17 protein-coding genes and 2 pseudogenes are annotated in these 16,788 nt (G+C 68.2%); 11 read left to right on the top strand and 8 right to left on the bottom strand.

Translation table 11 applies throughout. From position 1 onward, the window contains the following. The first annotated feature begins 327 nt into the window (after positions 1-327). Entirely contained in the window at positions 328-1,269 is a 942-nt protein-coding gene (locus BM396_RS21545) for a cobalamin B12-binding domain-containing protein (RefSeq protein WP_244538927.1), read from the top strand. Positions 1,270-1,715: 446 nt separating this feature from the next. Continuing rightward, positions 1,716-2,105, top strand: a complete 390-nt coding sequence (locus BM396_RS21540; RefSeq protein WP_043356817.1) for a TIGR02300 family protein — start codon at positions 1,716-1,718, stop codon at positions 2,103-2,105. Here BM396_RS21540 and BM396_RS21535 read toward each other — a convergent pair. Next, positions 2,080-2,433, bottom strand: coding sequence for a hypothetical protein (locus BM396_RS21535; protein WP_043383977.1), 354 nt, complete (start codon positions 2,431-2,433; stop codon positions 2,080-2,082). The genes BM396_RS21540 and BM396_RS21535 overlap by 26 nt on opposite strands. Positions 2,434-2,768: 335 nt before the next feature. On the opposite strand from BM396_RS21535, the gene BM396_RS33445 reads away from it, so the two are divergent. Next, complete coding sequence (locus BM396_RS33445; protein WP_244538926.1) at positions 2,769-2,984, top strand: hypothetical protein; 216 nt, start codon at positions 2,769-2,771, stop codon at positions 2,982-2,984. 144 nt (positions 2,985-3,128) lie between these two features. On the opposite strand, the gene BM396_RS21525 is transcribed toward BM396_RS33445, so the two are convergent. Continuing rightward, complete coding sequence (locus BM396_RS21525; RefSeq protein WP_043356824.1) at positions 3,129-3,338, bottom strand: cold-shock protein; 210 nt, start codon at positions 3,336-3,338, stop codon at positions 3,129-3,131. 272 nt (positions 3,339-3,610) lie between these two features. On the opposite strand from BM396_RS21525, the gene BM396_RS21520 reads away from it, so the two are divergent. Further along, positions 3,611-3,889: a hypothetical protein gene (locus BM396_RS21520; RefSeq protein WP_043356826.1), complete on the top strand. Its 279-nt coding sequence runs from the start codon at positions 3,611-3,613 to the stop codon at positions 3,887-3,889. A 101-nt stretch (positions 3,890-3,990) separates the two neighbouring features. Here the strand turns inward: BM396_RS21520 and BM396_RS21515 are convergent, their stop codons facing one another. From BM396_RS21515 to BM396_RS21500, 4 genes are all read right to left on the bottom strand, one after another. Next, entirely contained in the window at positions 3,991-5,052 is a 1,062-nt protein-coding gene (locus tag BM396_RS21515) for a YihY/virulence factor BrkB family protein (RefSeq protein WP_043383975.1), read from the bottom strand. Between the two features lie 292 nt (positions 5,053-5,344). After that, positions 5,345-6,160 (bottom strand): transglutaminase-like domain-containing protein, encoded by an 816-nt coding sequence (locus BM396_RS21510; protein WP_043383973.1) that lies wholly within the window; start codon positions 6,158-6,160, stop codon positions 5,345-5,347. A 295-nt stretch (positions 6,161-6,455) separates the two neighbouring features. Then, on the bottom strand, positions 6,456-8,099 hold the full coding sequence (gene groL / locus BM396_RS21505; protein WP_091994949.1) for a chaperonin GroEL: 1,644 nt from the start codon (positions 8,097-8,099) through the stop codon (positions 6,456-6,458). A 98-nt stretch (positions 8,100-8,197) separates the two neighbouring features. Further along, positions 8,198-8,485, bottom strand: coding sequence for a co-chaperone GroES (locus tag BM396_RS21500; RefSeq protein ID WP_043356833.1), 288 nt, complete (start codon positions 8,483-8,485; stop codon positions 8,198-8,200). Between the two features lie 350 nt (positions 8,486-8,835). Between BM396_RS21500 and rsgA the strand changes: the two genes are divergently transcribed. The 6 genes and pseudogenes from rsgA to BM396_RS21470 form a co-directional block, all read left to right on the top strand. Then, positions 8,836-9,870: a ribosome small subunit-dependent GTPase A gene (gene rsgA / locus BM396_RS21495; RefSeq protein WP_043388147.1), complete on the top strand. Its 1,035-nt coding sequence runs from the start codon at positions 8,836-8,838 to the stop codon at positions 9,868-9,870. Positions 9,871-10,118: 248 nt separating this feature from the next. After that, positions 10,119-11,090: an NAD(P)H-binding protein gene (locus BM396_RS21490; protein ID WP_051976323.1), complete on the top strand. Its 972-nt coding sequence runs from the start codon at positions 10,119-10,121 to the stop codon at positions 11,088-11,090. Positions 11,091-11,527: 437 nt separating this feature from the next. After that, on the top strand, positions 11,528-12,028 hold the full coding sequence (locus tag BM396_RS21485; protein WP_043388146.1) for a hypothetical protein: 501 nt from the start codon (positions 11,528-11,530) through the stop codon (positions 12,026-12,028). Beyond that, the gene (locus BM396_RS21480; protein WP_043346403.1) at positions 12,025-12,297 is read left to right on the top strand and encodes a type 2 periplasmic-binding domain-containing protein; all 273 of its coding nucleotides are present in this window, start codon (positions 12,025-12,027) and stop codon (positions 12,295-12,297) included. The genes BM396_RS21485 and BM396_RS21480 overlap by 4 nt, the downstream gene beginning before the upstream one ends. Positions 12,298-12,336: 39 nt before the next feature. Continuing rightward, positions 12,337-13,494, top strand: coding sequence for an L-dopachrome tautomerase-related protein (locus BM396_RS21475; protein ID WP_043388145.1), 1,158 nt, complete (start codon positions 12,337-12,339; stop codon positions 13,492-13,494). 411 nt (positions 13,495-13,905) lie between these two features. Continuing rightward, a pseudogene (locus BM396_RS21470) lies at positions 13,906-14,268 on the top strand (transposase); the annotation flags it as partial. Between the two features lie 800 nt (positions 14,269-15,068). Here the strand turns inward: BM396_RS21470 and BM396_RS33715 are convergent. Next, positions 15,069-15,581: pseudogene (locus BM396_RS33715) on the bottom strand (transposase); the annotation flags it as partial. A 91-nt stretch (positions 15,582-15,672) separates the two neighbouring features. Here BM396_RS33715 and BM396_RS33710 point away from each other — a divergent pair. Next, positions 15,673-15,828: a hypothetical protein gene (locus tag BM396_RS33710; protein ID WP_280142410.1), complete on the top strand. Its 156-nt coding sequence runs from the start codon at positions 15,673-15,675 to the stop codon at positions 15,826-15,828. A 418-nt stretch (positions 15,829-16,246) separates the two neighbouring features. Here the strand turns inward: BM396_RS33710 and BM396_RS21460 are convergent. Beyond that, positions 16,247-16,788 (bottom strand): amino acid ABC transporter ATP-binding protein (locus BM396_RS21460; protein ID WP_139239530.1); only part of this gene is annotated, 542 nt, incomplete at its 5' end.

The following is a 16,788-nucleotide window of genomic DNA, read 5'->3' as shown; positions in this document are numbered from 1 at the left end:
TCGACCTCGACCGAGCGTCGCAGAGCATCCCGTTCTCCAGGATCGACCGCGTCGCCGTGGCGAACCTCCATTCCAGTCCCTGCGGCTGCGCGGTTGGGCCCGCGAGCCAGTCCGACCACGCAACGACCCTTCACGGGCAAGGGGGCGCGCGATCGCCTGTCTAAGCCCGAGCCCGACCGTTGTCTCGCCCGCGCGCAAAACTTTGTCTTTCGGCCAAGCCGGGCCGCGTTGTCTTATCCCAGGAAATTTGACTTAGCCTTTACATCCGCGCTGACAACAGTTCTCATGCTGCGCAGCGATCGATAGGCCAGCAAGGCCGCCGACGCTGTGGCGCCGGGGGGGACGATGCAGAATTTCGGTTCGTCCGACCATCTGGGGGGCGACGGTCTCCCGCACGATACCGAACGTGCGACCGAGGCTCGTCGGCTCTATGCGCGCAAGCGTGCCGCCGAGGCCGCACGCGAGCGCTGCCTGGCCCTGGGGCAGGTCGTCCAGACCGAGATCATCCCGCAACTGGTTCTGCGCCATCGCGGTTTGGGGACCGAGGGAGCCATACCCGCCTTCAAACCAGACGCGGGACAGATCGCGGCCTTCACCGATCTCACGCTCGCGACGGACGATGGGGCCGTCATCGAGGCTTTCTCGGCCCTGGTGGCGGCCGGCCACCCTGTCGATCGCCTGTTCCTCGATCTCCTGGCCCCCTCCGCGGCTCTCTTGGGCCGGATGTGGGACGAGGATCTGTGCGACTTCGTCGAGGTCACCACGGGCGTGGCCCGTCTCCAACGGCTCGTCGCGCGTTTCCGAGCCGCGCCGGGGACCGCCTCGCGCGATGATCGGCGTCGTCTGCTCCTGATGGGCGCTCCAGGTGAACAGCACACGTTCGGCGTGCGGATCGTCGAGCAATTCCTGCGTCGGGCAGGCTGGGCCGTGTCGATCGGCCTCTCCTCCAGTCCAGAGGAGATCGCCGCTCTGGTGGCGTCCGAATGGTTCGGCGTCGTCGGTCTGACGCTCAGCAGCGAGACGCGCGTCGACCAGCTCGCCACGGCGATCCGCTCCGTGCGCGATGCGTCGAGCAACCGAGCCATCTGCGTGATGGTCGGAGGACCGATGTTTCTGCAGCAGCCGGACCTCGTCCAACGGGTCGGAGCGGACGCATCCGCGGTGGACGCGGCGACGGCCGTGCTACTCGCGCAACGACTGCTCGATCTTGCGGCCGACGAGGCCGGGACGTCTGGAGCAGACGCGGTTGCGACCGAGTGCGGGGCCTGACACCGGCGCAGGAGAAGCAAGGCCCCATCAGCCTCCCTGCGGCTCTGAGGGGTCAGCCTGCCCCCCGGCATCCGGCCGATCGAGCCTCGGAATCGCTCTCAGGGGACGGGCGCGAAGCGGCCGACTGGGGCGGCCCGAAGACGGTCCCTGTGCCGTCTGGCGAAGGGCCAGGGGCCGCTGACTACCCCGGGGCGACGTTGCCGGGCGGCCTGGGAATGGCGGCGTCCGAGAGCCGACGTTCAAGCGGTCGGTCGGGCGGGCGCGTGTCTGCCCCCTCGCGGGGTCAGCCAGGCCGTCACCGGCAGCGGGACGTCTGCGGGCGGGCAAGCCGCTGCCCGGATCCGATCCAGACTCGCGTTGGGCAGGGTGATCCGCCGCCATCTATGATAGACGAGCCGGAGAGTGCGCTGCCCGTCCAGCGTGGAACGTCCTTTTGGAGAGTCGCAGTGGCACGTCCGGACCTTGGTACGAAGCGCATTTGCCCGGTGACGGGCAAGAAGTTCTACGACCTCAACAAGACCCCCGTGATCTCGCCCTACTCTGGCGAGGTCGTCCCCACCTCCGTGTCGCCGTCCTCCGCCCGAGCGGCCGCACCCGTGGTGGCGCGCAAGGAGACGCCGGTCGACGATGAGGAGGAGACGGACGGGCCGGAACTCGTGTCACTGGATGAGGCCGAGGCCGAGGAAGCCGACAAGGACACCGATACCGAGAGCGATGACACGCTCGATATCGAGGACGACGGCGACACGGTCGAGGATGACACCCTCGTGGTCGACGAGGACGACGAGGACACCAGCGACCTGATCGAGGTCAACGACGACGAGGACGATCAGTAGCCGCGCTCAAGCGGATCGCCCGATCCGCCGAACGCTGATCCCTCGCAGGGTCTCGGCGGCCGATCGATCGGGCCGTCGGGCGGCCCATGAGCAGGGCCGATCGCACCGCCATGCGACGGGACGGCTCGTCGCTGTCAGGATCGACCACGGTCGCGGACGCGAAGGCGTGCGCCGCGACGGCCGCAGCCAGATCGAGACTATGGTCCGGCCCGATCGGATGATTCTGCGTCGTCGGTTCCGCGAGGTAGACGTCGATGGCGGCACCGACGTCCTCGATGGCGATGCGCTCGGCGGTTACGAGATCCCAGAGCGTGGCATCGTCCGACATCGGCGACGTCCCATACCGCGCGCGACAGGCCGCAACGACGTGACAGCGAGGACACCCTGATCATCAAGGAGCCCCAAGGGCAAGGCGGTCGCCGGGGGGGCACCCCACGGAACACCGCGGCTCTCGCACAAGGCCGATCCTGCGGCTCCTGCACGGTCTGCTGTCGAGCCCTGGAGATCAAGGCCCTCGACAAGCCCGCGGGGATCCTGTGCCGCCACAACACCGGCACGGCGTGCGGGATCTATCCCGAGCGCCCTGAGGCCTGCGCCCGCTGGGATTGCCTGTGGCGCAAGATCGGAGCCCTGCCGGATGACCTGAGGCCGGATCGGTCGGGCGTGCTGTTCTCGTTGGAGAGCCGGCCACCGGTCGCAGAGGCTCCCGACGCGGCCTGCATCGTCGGTCGCGCGGTGGACGGGGCGCAAGCCTTCGACCGAGGAGCGGTGGCGGAGGCCTTCGCCATGTTCGTTCGCGAGGGGTCGCTGCCGGTGTGGAAGGCCTCCGACCGGGAGGCCACCCTGGTGAGCCGGGGCGGGGCGGTCCCGGCGCGGTGACATCGGTGGCGAGCGGTCCCGCCCAGGTCGTCGCTTCAGCACCGCAAGCCGATACCCGATTCGGCCCGCGATGCTGATGTTAGGCGGATCTGGTCAGCCGATGCCGAACGGCGCGCGCCGGCTGTGATCCCCACGAAGGACGGCTCAGGCGCCCTTCAGGTTGGCGGCGCTCTCCTTGCCACTGCGCCGGTCGGCTTCGACGTCGTAGGAGATCTTCTGCCCCTCGATCAGGTTGCGCATCCCGGCGCGCTCGACCGCCGAGATGTGGACGAACACGTCCTTGCCGCCGTCGTCGGGCTGGATGAAGCCATAGCCCTTGGTCTCGTTGAACCACTTCACTGTGCCGGTAGCCATAGCGTTAACCCTGGTCGTCGGCGCGCCAACGCGGCACGCCGTGAGCTTCGAACCGGCCGGATCAGCCGACCGTTCCATGCGCGGCACCGATCAGACGGCGTTGAACCGACGACCGCACGAACCGTGACGGCGTTTTCCGGGTTCGCTCCGGCCGCCCATCATCTGGGCTATCATTGCGGCTCAGGGAGGCGCAGGATGCCGGTCGACGGATCGCGTGCCTCGAGCGCCAGCAGCTTGGGGCTGGTGTTCACAACGAGAGCGGGCAGGCGCGAATGGCAGACGTCGTAAGCTTCCCGGCCAGGCGCCATTCGTCCTGTGCGCTCTCGCCGTACCGGGCCTACCGGTTCGCGCCGGATGGGAGCGTCAGGTCGACCATCCCGATCGAGGCCGCCAGCGACGCAGACGCGACGGAACGTGCCCTCTGCCTGAGCGACGGAGACCGCGTCGAACTCTGGTCGCGGGCCCGCTTCATAGCCCATGTGGGACCCCTGGACGGTCCGATCGCCACCTCGATCGCGCTGATTGAGGACGAGCCGTCGCCGGATCCGTGAGCGCGGCTTTTCGCGCGTGACGCTCAGCCGGGCGTGAGATCCCGACGCCTGCGACAGGCCCGAGATTCAGGCCGGTCCTCTTGACCGTGCCGGCACCCCATTCAGCCCTCGGTCGGTCCGATGGTGTCGGCCGCATGGGCCTCGCGCGAGCCGAGCGGCTTCGGCTGCCCCCGCGTGCTGTCGCGCGCCGTCTGGCGTTCGATCTCGGCGTTCAACTTGGCCCCCAGAAGCACGATCACGACCGAGAACCAGATCCACGTCATGAACCCGACGCCTGCGCCGAGCGAACCGTAGATCCTGTTGTAGCTGTCGAAGCTGGCCACGTACCAGGAGAACGAGACCGAGGCACAAACCCAGGTGATGGCCGCGGCGACGCCGCCCCAACTCACCCACCGCCACTTGGCCTCGCGCCGGCTGGGTCCGTACCGATACGTCACGGCCAGGCCGATGCTGACGAGGATCAGCAGCCCCGGCCAGCGCACGAGGCGCAGCGTGACGTCGGTCAGCACACCCAGGCCGAGCTGGTCGAGCGCGAGCGGCAGGATGACGACCAATCCGGTGGCCGTCAGGGCGAACACGATGCCGCTCAACGTGAACAGGAAGGTGGTGGCATAGAAGCGCACCAGCGAACGCTTCTCCCGCTCCCTGTAGATCACATTGAGCGCATCGAAGAGGGCGCTCACGCCCGAGTTCGCACTCCAGAAGGCGATCAACACGCTCACCAGCGAGGCCGTGCTGAGCGCGCCGGCGCTCTGCTGGGCGACGCGTATGAGCTGGTCGGACAGGAGGGCGAGGACGCCGCTCGGCAGGACGCCCGAGAGGAGGCTCAGGTGCTCGCTGATGACGTGCGGGTCGGAGAACAGGCTGTAGACCGACACGATGGTCGCCAAAGCCGGGAAGGTCGACAGAAGGGTGAAGAAGGCGACGCCCCCGGCCGTGGTGAAGATGCGGTCGCGCGGGAAGGAGTACAGGATCCTCCAGAGGACGTCCTTCCACCCCAGGGCCGGGATCTGGGCCGGATCATCCGCGGTTCGCCCGCGACCGGGTTCGCGCGCGCGGCTCCGGGCGCGGCTGAGGCTTCCCGTGTCAGGCCGGCGCGTGCTGACGGAGCGCCAATCCTCGCCCTCGTCCTCGCCCTCGTCGTGGTTCTGGTCCGGGCTCACGAGGGATCCTGCGCAGCGCCTTGACCCGGGCGCACTCTACGTCGTTCCGGCCGGCCGCCAATCGCGTCGGCCGTTGCGCCGCATTGAAGCAGACCTTCGGCGTCAGGCCCATCATCGCCATGCGTCGAGGCCCGCCCGAGGTCCCGCAACGGACACGGAGCGCGCCGGCCGGGAAGCCGGGTCGCCCGCCCGTTCCTGCCTTGTCAGATCGACGGCTGCGCGACGCCGCAGCGCCACCATCCTGCGGTCGATCGGCTGAATCGACTGTGCTCGGCTTCGATACGGCGCCGGTTCAGGCTGGGCCGGGCGCTTCTTCCGTCGTCACGCGAAACCCGGTGAGATCGTTGGGCCCGAAGGTGAGCGTCAACGGCACGTCCGCGGCGTCGCGCCCATAGGCGATCAGGATCCGGCCGATCCGGGAGCTGTTGTTGCGAGGGTCGAAGGTATGCCAACGGCCACCGAGATACACTTCCATCCAGGCGGCGAAATCACCGGGCGCATGCGGCAGCGGCAGGCCGATGTCGCTGACATAGCCGTTGCAGTAGCGCGTCGGGATGTTGAGGCAGCGGCAGAACGCGATCGCCAAATGCGCATAGTCGCGGCAGACGCCCCGCTGCTCCTCGAAGACATCGAAGGCCGTGCGGGTTGCACGCGCGTGCTCATACCCGAAGGCGATCCGATCATGCACATAGTCGCAGATCGCCTGCACCCGTCCCCAGCCGGGCGGGACATGTCCGAACAGATCCCACGCGATGGCGGAGAGGCGATCCGTCTCGCAGTACCGGCTGCCGAGGAGAAACAGCACGCTGTCCGAAGGCAGCTTCTCGACCGGGATCTCCGGAGCGTCGAGTTCCTGCAGATCCCCGCTGCCGTGGTCCCGCACGACCGTGTCGGTCTTGAGCATGAAGCGCCCCGCCGGAGCGACCATACGGGTGCACCAATTCCCGAAGCTGTCGCGATAGCCCTCCAGGGGAACGGCCGGGCTCGTGATCAGGTAATCGGGCCGTTCGAGGTCAGGGAAGCGCGATGCGTGGACGTTGAGCGTCGCGATGACGGGCGTGGGCTGCGGAAACTCGTAAGTCATCTCGCAGCCGACAAGAATGCGCATGTGCTCTCTCCTCGATGGCAACCGCGAGATCGGCGCGGGTCATGCCGACAGGACGAATTTCGCAGGGCCCTCGTCGGCGCGATCGCCCTGCGAGCCAACGCATCCGTCACGAGGATGAGGCGCCCGGAGCGAACGGCACAAGCTTGCCGGTTTCAGCCCGGCGGAGGCGGCAGCGGTCGATAGCGAGAGAAGGTCGGTCCAGCCGGTCGATCCACCCCCTCGTGTTGCGCCGAAGCGCCCTCCGGCGATCCGCCTGTCGGCGTGCCGGAGGGCGCTTCGGACCTGTTTCGGCCGGTTAGAAATCCATGCCGCCCATGCCGCCCATGCCGCCGCCGGCGGGCATGGCCGGAGCCTCCTTGCGCGGCGCCTCGGAGATCATCGCCTCGGTGGTCACCAGCAGGCCGGCGACCGAGGCCGCGCCCTGAATGGCCGCGCGCACCACCTTGGCCGGGTCGACGATGCCGGCCTTGAGCATGTCGACATACTCTTCGGTCTGGGCGTTGAAGCCGTAGGTCTCCGAGCTGTTGGCCAGGATCTTACCGACCACGATCGAGCCCTCGACGCCCGAGTTCTGGGCGATCTGACGGATCGGGGCCTCGAGAGCCTTGAGGACGATCTTGATGCCGGCCTGGACGTCGGGGTTGTCGTTCGCGAGCCCCTGGACGGCGGCCTTGGCGCGCAGGAGCGCGGTGCCGCCGCCGGGGACGATGCCTTCCTCGACCGCCGCGCGGGTGGCGTGCAGCGCGTCGTCGACGCGGTCCTTCTTCTCCTTGACCTCGACCTCGGTCGAACCGCCGACGCGGATCACCGCGACGCCGCCCGCGAGCTTGGCCAGACGCTCCTGGAGCTTCTCGCGGTCGTAGTCCGAGGTGGTCTCCTCGATCTGCGCCTTGATCTGGCTGATCCGGCCCTCGATGTCGGCCTTCTCGCCGGCGCCGTCGATGATCGTGGTGGTCTCCTTCTCGATCCGCACGCGCTTGGCGCGGCCGAGCATCGGGAGCGTCACGTTCTCGAGCTTGATGCCGAGGTCCTCGGCGATCATCTGGCCCTTGGTCAGGATCGCGATGTCCTCGAGCATCGCCTTGCGGCGGTCACCGAAGCCCGGCGCCTTCACGGCCGCGACCTTCAGGCCGCCGCGCAGCTTGTTCACCACCAGGGTGGCGAGCGCCTCGCCCTCGATGTCCTCGGCGATGATCAGGAGCGGCTTGCCGGTCTGGACCACGGCCTCGAGCACCGGCAGCATGGCCTGGAGCGAGGAGAGCTTCTTCTCGTGGATGAGGATGTAGGGATCCTCGAGCTCGGCGACCATCTTCTCCGCATTCGTGATGAAGTACGGGGACAGGTAGCCGCGGTCGAACTGCATGCCTTCGACGACGTCGAGTTCGGTCTCGGCGGTCTTGGCCTCCTCGACGGTGATGACGCCCTCGTTGCCCACCTTCTGCATGGCGTGGGCGATCATCTCGCCGATCTCCTTGTCGCCGTTGGCGGAGATCGTGCCGACCTGGGCGATCTCCTCGGACGAGGCGACCTTGCGGGAGCGCGCGCCGATATCCTTCACGACCGCGGCCACGGCCAGATCGATGCCGCGCTTCAGGTCCATCGGGTTCATGCCGGCGGCGACGTACTTCACGCCCTCCCGGACGATGGAGGCCGCGAGAACGGTCGCGGTCGTCGTGCCGTCACCGGCGGTGTCGCTCGACTTCGAGGCCACTTCGCGCACCATCTGGGCGCCCATGTTCTCGAACTTGTCGACGAGCTCGATCTCCTTGGCGACGGTGACGCCGTCCTTGGTGATGCGCGGGGCGCCGAAGCTCTTCTCGATCACGACGTTGCGGCCCTTCGGGCCTAGCGTCACCTTCACCGCACTGGCGAGCAATTCGACACCGCGCAGCATCTTCTCGCGGGCATCGACCGAAAAGCGAACGTCTTTGGCGGACATGGTGGAGCACTCGTCATCTGTCGTTTGGCCCTGAGGCGCGCCACAGCGGGCGCCTCGAAGGGCAGATCGTCGTGAGGCTCTGAGCGGCCTGATCCGCGCTAGGCGACGATGCCCAGGATGTCGGATTCCTTCATGATCAGGAGGTCCTGACCGTCGATCTTGACCTCGGTGCCGGACCACTTGCCGAACAGGACGCGGTCGCCGGCCTTCACCTCGAGCGGGTTGATCTTGCCCGCCTCGTCGCGCACGCCCGGTCCTGCGGCGACGACCTCGCCCTCCTGCGGCTTCTCCTTGACCGTATCGGGAATGATGATGCCGCCCTTGGTCTTCTCCTCGCCTTCGATGCGACGGAGGACCACGCGGTCGTGCAGCGGACGGAATTTCATCGTGGTATCCTGATCGTTCCCAAGCGAGATCCAACCGACATGATTGGCGCTGTCGCGGGAAAGGCTACGGCGAGACTGTCATCGCCGCCCGATCGACGCATTGTTAGCACTCACCGAGTGGAAGTGCTAATCTTATGAGTGGGCCGGAGACTGGCTCATCCGGGCATTGGGGCGCGCGCCTTCGCGGCCGCTCCCGATTGACCCGCGCGGCGACACGACCGTCCGCCTCCCGTGGGTATGGCCAAGGGAGGCGGCGCAGGGAGACGGCGCAGGCCGACGGTCCTTGCACTCGGCCGGGCATCGACGTGCGCCTGGCGGTGGAGGGCTGGCCAGGCGCAGGATGCCATGTCATGGGCAGGGCGGTGATCGATCATCCCCCTTCCTTCCAGCCCCTGTCGCTTGCAAGCTTGGGCTGGTCCGACTTCTTCGAAGTCCAGCGTGAACCCCACGAGGCCGATCTCGCCCCGATGCGGATCGCGACGCTTCACCGGTCTCGCTTGACCGCCCTGTCGGAGGCCGGATCCGTCGAACTGACGCTCGCGATCCACACCAGCACGAGCGACTTCACCGTAGGCGATTGGGTTCTCGTCGATCCGCGAACCCAGACCGTGCATCGCCGTCTCAGCCGCAGGACGGTCATGGAGCGCCGCACCGAAGGCAGCCGGACCCTTCAGGCCGCGGCGGCCAATGTCGACACGCTGTTCATCGTCACCTCCTGCAACGCCGATTTCAATCCGGCGCGACTGGAGCGCTATCTGGCTCTGGCCAATCAAGGCGGCACAATTCCGGTGATCCTCCTCACCAAGGCCGACACGACAGCCGATCTGGGAACCTACCAGCGCCAAGCGTCCGAGTTGCAGCGCGGGCTCGACGTCGTAACCCTCAACCCCCGTCTCTCCGCGGCTGCAGACGCCCTCGCTCCGTGGTGTGGGCTGGGGCAGACCGTGGCGCTGGTCGGCTCCTCCGGCGTCGGCAAATCGACGCTGGTGAACACGCTGGTCGGTCCCGGTCAGGCCCAGGCCCAGCTGACCGGCGGCATTCGCGAGCACGATGCCAAGGGACGCCATACGACCACGTCGCGTTCGCTGCATGCCATCGCCGACGGCGGCTGGGTCATCGACACGCCGGGGATGCGCACGCTGCACGTCAGCGGCGCCGCGGAAGGGATCGAAACGCTGTTCGCCGAGATCATCGAACGCGCGCCCCTGTGCCGATACCGCGACTGCACCCACACAAGCGAACCCGGGTGCGCCGTGCAGGCTGCCGTCGCGGACGGCAGCCTCGCACCTGAGCGGCTGATCCGTTGGCGCAAGCTGTTCGACGAGAACCGGACCAATACACCGACACCGGCTGGTCCACGCAGCCACCGACGTCCTCGCAGGTAGGCTGCGGCCCTGACTGTCCCGCTGCCGCGAGAGCGGGCGCCGGCGGCGCGCTCCGTGCTATGACGCCGGCATGACGCGCTGACCCTTCGCCCACACCCGTGGCAATCCAGGCTGCGAAGGCGGCCTCCTGTTCGGGTGGATCGATACGGTCTCGTCACAACGACCGGACATGCCGGAACCCTGAGTGGCTGGATAAGGTGAGCGTGACCGGAGACCAATCGGACGCGTTGCGCCCGCGACGCGTCGCCGTGCTCGGTGGCACCGGGACGATCGGGCGCGCGACGGTGCGCGCGCTGGTGTCACGGGGCCATGACGTGGTCTGCTTCGTCAGGCGTCGCGCCGACATCGACGACCCGTCAGGGCCGCCCGCTTGCTCCCGACTGCCTCCGGGCGCGACCGCAAGGGTGGTGGATGTGACCGATCCATCGTCCCTCGCCGAGGCGGGTTTCCGCGGCGAGCCGTTCGACGTCCTGGTCTCGTGTCTCGCCTCGCGCACGGGCTTGCCCGACGACGCCTGGGCGATCGATTATCGCGCGCATGTGAGTGCGTTGCATGCCGGGAAGGCGGCCGGCGTGACCCACGTCATCCTTCTCTCGGCGATCTGCGTCCAGAAGCCGGTCCTGGCGTTCCAGCACGCCAAGCGCGCGTTCGAGGGCGTTCTGGCCGGGTCGGGCCTCGATTACACGATCGTACGACCAACGGCCTTCTTCAAATCACTGTCGGGGCAAATCGATCGTTTGAAACGCGGGAAGTCGTTCCTGATTTTCGGCGACGGCACGCTGACGGCCTGCAAACCGATCAGCGACGACGACTTGGGCACCTACATTGCCGCGTGCCTCGACGACCCGGACCGGCGCAATCGCGTGCTGCCGATCGGCGGCCCGGGCGAAGCCGTGACCCCGAAGGCGCAGGGCGAGCAGCTCTTCGCCTTGCTCGGGCGCGAAGCGCGATTCACGCATGTGCCCGTGGCCCTTCTGGACGTCATCATAGTCACTCTGGCCATGCTCGGACGGCTGGTTCCGACCTTGGCAGCCAAGGCCGAACTCGCGCGCATCGGGCGCTACTACGCGACGGAATCCATGCTCGTTCTGGATCCGGTGACGGGGCAATATGATGCGCGCGCCACACCGTCGACCGGCTCTGAAACTCTCTTCGACTATTATGCGCGCGTGATCCGAGGCGAGGCCGTTGCCGAGCGCGGCGACCACGCCGTGTTCTGACGGCGCGCCGTCTGGACGCCCGCAAGCGGGCCGCAGGGCCGCCCAAGCGGGGCGGAAGCCGACGCGCCGACCGGCGTCAGCTTCTCCGCTTCACCCACGTCGAGGCAGCCTGACCATCGTCGGCCGGAACCGGCGGGCGCCGGTGATCGCCTGAGAGCCTTGGTCGGGTGGATTGCGGCCGGCCTGCTCCCGAGCCGGGGGTGGCGCGAACAGGCACGTCCGGCGCGTCCTCGCGCGCCTGACCACAGGTCTCCCGGGGCTGCTGCTGCAACGGGGCGTGGGCGGTCGCGGACCACGTTGCCGACCGGTCTTGGGGCGGATCTGCCAGCCATCGCCTGCCGGGGTGACCGGGCGAATGTGTCTCAGATCGACAGCCCGGCTTGGAGAACGATGTTGGGTCCAGGACCGGACCGACGTGTGAGACGAGGATGTCGTTCATGAGGGTTGCACTCTTCGCCGTCGCGGCCTGCCTGGCCTCCCCCCTGGGCGCCGCCGAGGATGCGGGACAGACGGTCGCCAGCGAGGGCGACTGGGTGCTCAGGAAGGCCGGTCACCCGTCGAGCGGGGACGCTGGCTGCATCCTGGCGCCGAAGACCCGATCGCGTATCCAGATCGTCGGCGACCGGCTCGAGGTGACGGGTCTGCCGAAGAATTCCATCCTCAACTATCAGTATCGGATCGACGACGGGCCGGTGTCGAACGCAATGTTTCCCACGGCGCAGATGCAGGAAATCGGGGTGATTTCGCTGAATGGCGATGTGCTCAAGAGCATCCTGAACGGCCGACGCTTCAGCATCCGCCTGCTCGACAGATGGCACGAGGCCATCACGGAGGAGATCAGCCTCGCCGGCCTGCGCAGCCTGCGCGACCAGCGCGCGGACGCCTGCAAGTCGTCAGGGGCCGAGGGACAGCCGAGCCGAGCGCCCGGCTCCGGGTGAACGCCTCGGTCCCGTTCGGCACCCAGGTCATCCTGCCGGTTCGGCCGCGATCTCTCGCGGCACATCCGCGGATGCGCGTCGATCTCGCCGAGCACAAGGGCCTGTCCGGCGACGTGGTGCGCCTGATGGCGCTCGGCGGCGCCGGCCTCGCACGGTTCGGCCGGTCCTACGTCTCCGCGGATCTCGCCGCAGGGCGGCTCGCGCCGGTGCTGGAGCCGTTCAGTCCCGCCATTGCCGACCGGTGCCGACGTCTTACCTGCTGCGCCTAACGACAGGCCTCGACGCGGCGTCGGGGGGGAGAGGACATCATGAAGAGTCTCACCGCCACCCTGGCGGCGGCATTGTCCATCGCGCTTGCGAACGACGCGACGCGCGCGGCCGAGCCCTCCGCCGCGCCGGCGCCTGCCATCGAGCAGGTCGCACAATTCGACGGCGCCATGCCGACGGGCATCACTGTCGCGCCCAACGGGCGGATGTTCGTGAATTTCCCGCAATGGGGCGACAACGCGCCCTTCACCGTGGGGGAGGTGGTGAACGGGACGACGGTGCCCTATCCCGATCTCGCGACGAACCAGCCCGATCCGGCCGCCCCGGCCGCGCATTTCATCTCCGTGCAGAGCGTCGTCGCCGACGGCGCGAACCGGCTCTGGGTGCTGGATACGGCCGCGCCCGGCTTCCGCCCGCCGCAGCCGGGCGGTGCCAAGCTGGTGGCGATCGACCTCGCCACGAACACGATCGTCCGTACCATCGTCCTGCCCGACAGCGTCGTTTTGCCGACGACCTATCTCAACGACGTCCGCTTCGACCTGCGCCAGGGCGAGGCCGGCGTCGCCTACATCACCGACAGTTCCAACGCCGGCATTGGCGGGATCATCGTGGTGGACCTCGCCACCGGAAAGGCATTCCGCCGCCTCTCCGGCCATGCGAGCACCGCGCCGGAGCCCGACTTCACCCCCGTCGTCGATGGCGAGCCGCTGATGAACCGCCCCGCCAACGGGCCGGCGAAGCCGGTCCGCGTCGCCAGCGATGCCATCGCGCTCTCGGCGGACGGGTCGCTGCTCTATTACGGCCCGCTCTCCGGCCGGACGCTCTATGCCGTGCCGACCGCCGCCTTGCGCGATCCCCGGGTGAGCGAGGCTGATCTCGCCGGCCAGATCCGCGACATGGGCGCCAAGGGCGCCTCGGACGGGATCGCCGAAGACGATCGCGGCCGGGTCTTCGCCGGCGATTACGAGCACAACGCCATCCGCGTGCTCGACCAGGGCAAGTGGTCCACCGTGGTCACCGATCCGGCCATCAGCTGGCCCGATACGCTGTCGATCGGGCGCGACGGTTACCTGTACTTCACCGCCAACCAGTTGCACCGGCAAGCGGGCTTCCACGAAGGCCGCGACCTTCGCCGGAAGCCCTACGCGGTGCTGCGCATCCGGATCGACAGCGGGCCCGTCCTCCTGACCCGCCCCTGAGACCGCGTCGCGGCTGAGGCCTGCGCCGGATCGCGTGGACGTTCTCCGGCGACAGATCCGACGCCCGGCTGCCGTGATGACGGACCTCGCCGCGCCTCGCCGCGCCGGGGAGCCTTCTCGAGGGGGCGAGATCGGCGAACCGAAAAGCTGCCCGGCATGACCCCGTGCCAGAGCCTCCCCACGACCTTGAGCGCGGGGGCGCTGCCGCCAAGCTCCAGGGCCGGAAGCTGCGGCGGCGGGGACGGTTCCGGGATCCGCCCGTTCGGCTCCATGGATCCGCGTTGCGGCGGTGGATGATCGGCGCGCGAGAAAGCACTCTTGATCGCGTCATGCTGGCGTCGGATCTGCAGGATCCCGTCCGCCTTTTGCGGTGTCCCGACGTCGAAGCGGGCCGGCGGCTTTCGGCCAAGCCAAGCGGCGTGCATCGCCGGCGTCTCGACGCGCCGGGTGGACGATCTCGTGCGGGCCATGGGTCTGTCGGGCATCTCGAAGTCGTCGGTGTCGAAGCTCTGCAAGGACATCGAAGAGCGCGTGAACGCCTTCCAGCAGCCCGATCAGGACGCGGCGCGCACCGCTCTCCAGCATCCGGCCGAGCAACTCCGTAATCGCTGGCCGAAACTGGAGGACCTCATCGAAGGCACGGGCGACGATGTTCTGGCTCGCCTCAGCTTCCCGATCCGGCATCGGACGGAGCTACATTCGACGAATCCGTTGGCGGCCCTCACCCCGACGCTGACCGACGACACCATCACCCTTCCACCGCGAGCCGCCTGACGATGGCCGCGCCCATTCCATCCCGCAAGTCCACCGCATTGACGGACGAAGCCGATCAACTCGCATCGGATGCGCGAGCGGGACGTGCTGGGGTTTCAGCCACAGACCTGAGGCGGTCCGCCGCATTTTGCCAAAGGGGAACCGAGATCACATCTCACGCGGTTCGTCCTGAGCCTTCGACATCGGCCGCGACATGATCGCGGGTTTAGCTCCATGGCCTCCATCAAAATTCGTGCGTCCGCTGACGGGACCTTTGCGGTCTGCCGGAATGGATCCGCCGTCGCCTCTGGCCTGACTCGAGCCCAGGCCGACCACCTGGTGACGGTGCTCGGCTGGATTTCCTGAGGCCACCGAGATCCCTCCCGCCGCCTGCACTGGATGTGCGAGCGGCGTTCATCGGGAAGAGCCGGTTTGGATTGAAATGTCTCGAATCAGACATTAGGCCGCCGCCGCCGGCTTCAGGCTGGCCGTCCACGTCCGCCTACCGTTCGCCCCTCAGCGACAAGGGCGGGCGTGGATGCCAAGGGGGCGCGAAACGCTAACCCCCCAAGCTCGGCTGCGTCGTCGCTGGCTTGGCGAACCCTCGCTGAAACTTCCTGCTCCCCCACGCCGTAGCGTAGGCGTTCCAGGCCGACGTGGAGGCGCTGCGGTGACGTTGATCAGTCTGGCTTGCTTCGTGGCTGGAACGGCTTCAGCCGCGGCGTCTCTCATCAGCGACCGTCTGCGCGTCATTCTAGAAGCCGCGGGTGGCTCCTTGTTTTTGGTCGGCCTCTGCGTGCTCGGCGCAGAGCTGCCGCTGTTCAGATAGGGCCCACCGCAGCCTCTGGCGCGCTGACCCAGACCGATGGTTCAGGGGATCGGCTGACTGCGGCGAGGATGTCGGTGGCGGAATTGGTCCAGACGAAGGGTTTGGCGCGCCGAGTGTGCTCGGTGATGTCGCGTTTGATCGCCGCCTGCAGGTCGACGACGCTGGTGAAGGAGCCGCGTCGCAACCGACGACGGATCAGCGCCGGGAAGAAGCCCTCGGCCGCGTCGAGCCACGAGGCCGATGTCGGCGTGACGTGGAACGTCCAGCGCCGGTGGCGGGCGAGCCTGGAGCGCCCCTTCGGGTGTTTGTGCGTGGTGACGTTGTCGAGGATCGCCTGGATCGCCTTGTCGGACGGGACGGCGGCCTCGACGGCGTCGAGGGACCGGATGAACTCACGGTTCCGGTGGCGCTGCATGCCGCGGCCGAGCACCGTGCCCGCCAGGACGTCGAGGGCTGCAAACAGCGTCGTGGTGCCGTGACGGGCATAGTCGTGGTTCGGGCGGCGGGATGGCCGGGGGCGAGCGGACGGTCGGGGCGGGTGCGCTCCAGCGCCTGGATCCGGTTCTCCTCATCCTGAGCCGGTCGAAGGATCGTCGATGGACAGCACCACCGCGTGGGCGGGTGGGTCTTGTGTCGTGGCCAACCACGTCTTCGACCTGGGCGGCGAGGGCCGGATCGCGCGAACGCTTGAAAGCGCGCAGCCGGTGCGGCCGGAGGCGGTGAGCTTTCCGGATCCGCTGCACGGCGCGTAACGAGATCCCCACAGCACGGGCTACGGCACGGCCGGTCCAGCGGGTGACCTCGCCCGGCGGCTCCCCGCAGGTCAGCGCCGGCACCCCGGCGACCGTCTCTGTCGAATGGGGTGGTGCCCCGGTCGGGCGCGTCTTGTCGCGCAGCAGACCTTCGACGCCCGCCGGGCGACGTCCTGGACGCTCAGGCGCTCGGCCGAGAGCAGAACGATGCGGGCGCGCCGGACGTGCTCGAGCGGGCGAGATCGATCCTCAGCGATCGCAGAGAGCCAGGCCGTGTCGGTTGCCGTGGGAAGCGCGCAGACGGTCTGAGCCATTGCCCAGGCGCGTCCAGCTGATCCCACTCGTGAATCCTGCGTCCGCGTCGCTGCACGAGCGCTCGCTCAAGATGACATCGTACTGCGAGAACTCATGGTGACCGTCAATGTCGGAAGATGAACCGTCGGGCCCGCTCGGACTGAGGATTGGTGAAGAAATCCGTTGGCGCCGCAATCTCTCGGATGCGGCCCCCGTCCATGAAGACGATTGTGTCGGCGATTTCGCGCGCGAAGCTCATCTCATGGGTTACGATCACCATGGTCAGCCCCTCCCGCGCAAGCTCGCGGATGACGCTCAGCACCTCTCCGACCATCTCGGGGTCGAGGGCGCTGGTGGGCTCATCGAAGAGGATGACCTTGGGCCTCATGGCGAGCGCGCGACTGATCGCGACGCGCTGCTTTTGACCGCCGGACAGCGTGTGCGGGTAGACGTCGGCCTTCTCGGTGAGGCCGACACGGGCCAGGATCGCGCGGCCCTCCTCCTCGGCCTCTCGCTTGGGGCGGCCGAGGACGTGGACCGGCGCCTCGGTCACGTTGCCGAGCACGGTCAGATGCGGCCAGAGGGCGAAGTGCTGGAACACCATGGCGATGCTGGTTCGCGTGGACGCCAGCTCGCGCCGTGCCATCGGCCTCGTGGCCCTGCCAT

The organism is Methylobacterium sp. UNCCL125 (assembly GCF_900116795.1).
GTDB classification, from domain to species: domain Bacteria; phylum Pseudomonadota; class Alphaproteobacteria; order Rhizobiales; family Beijerinckiaceae; genus Methylobacterium; species Methylobacterium fujisawaense.
This window is presented reverse-complemented; position numbering and strand designations above follow the sequence as displayed.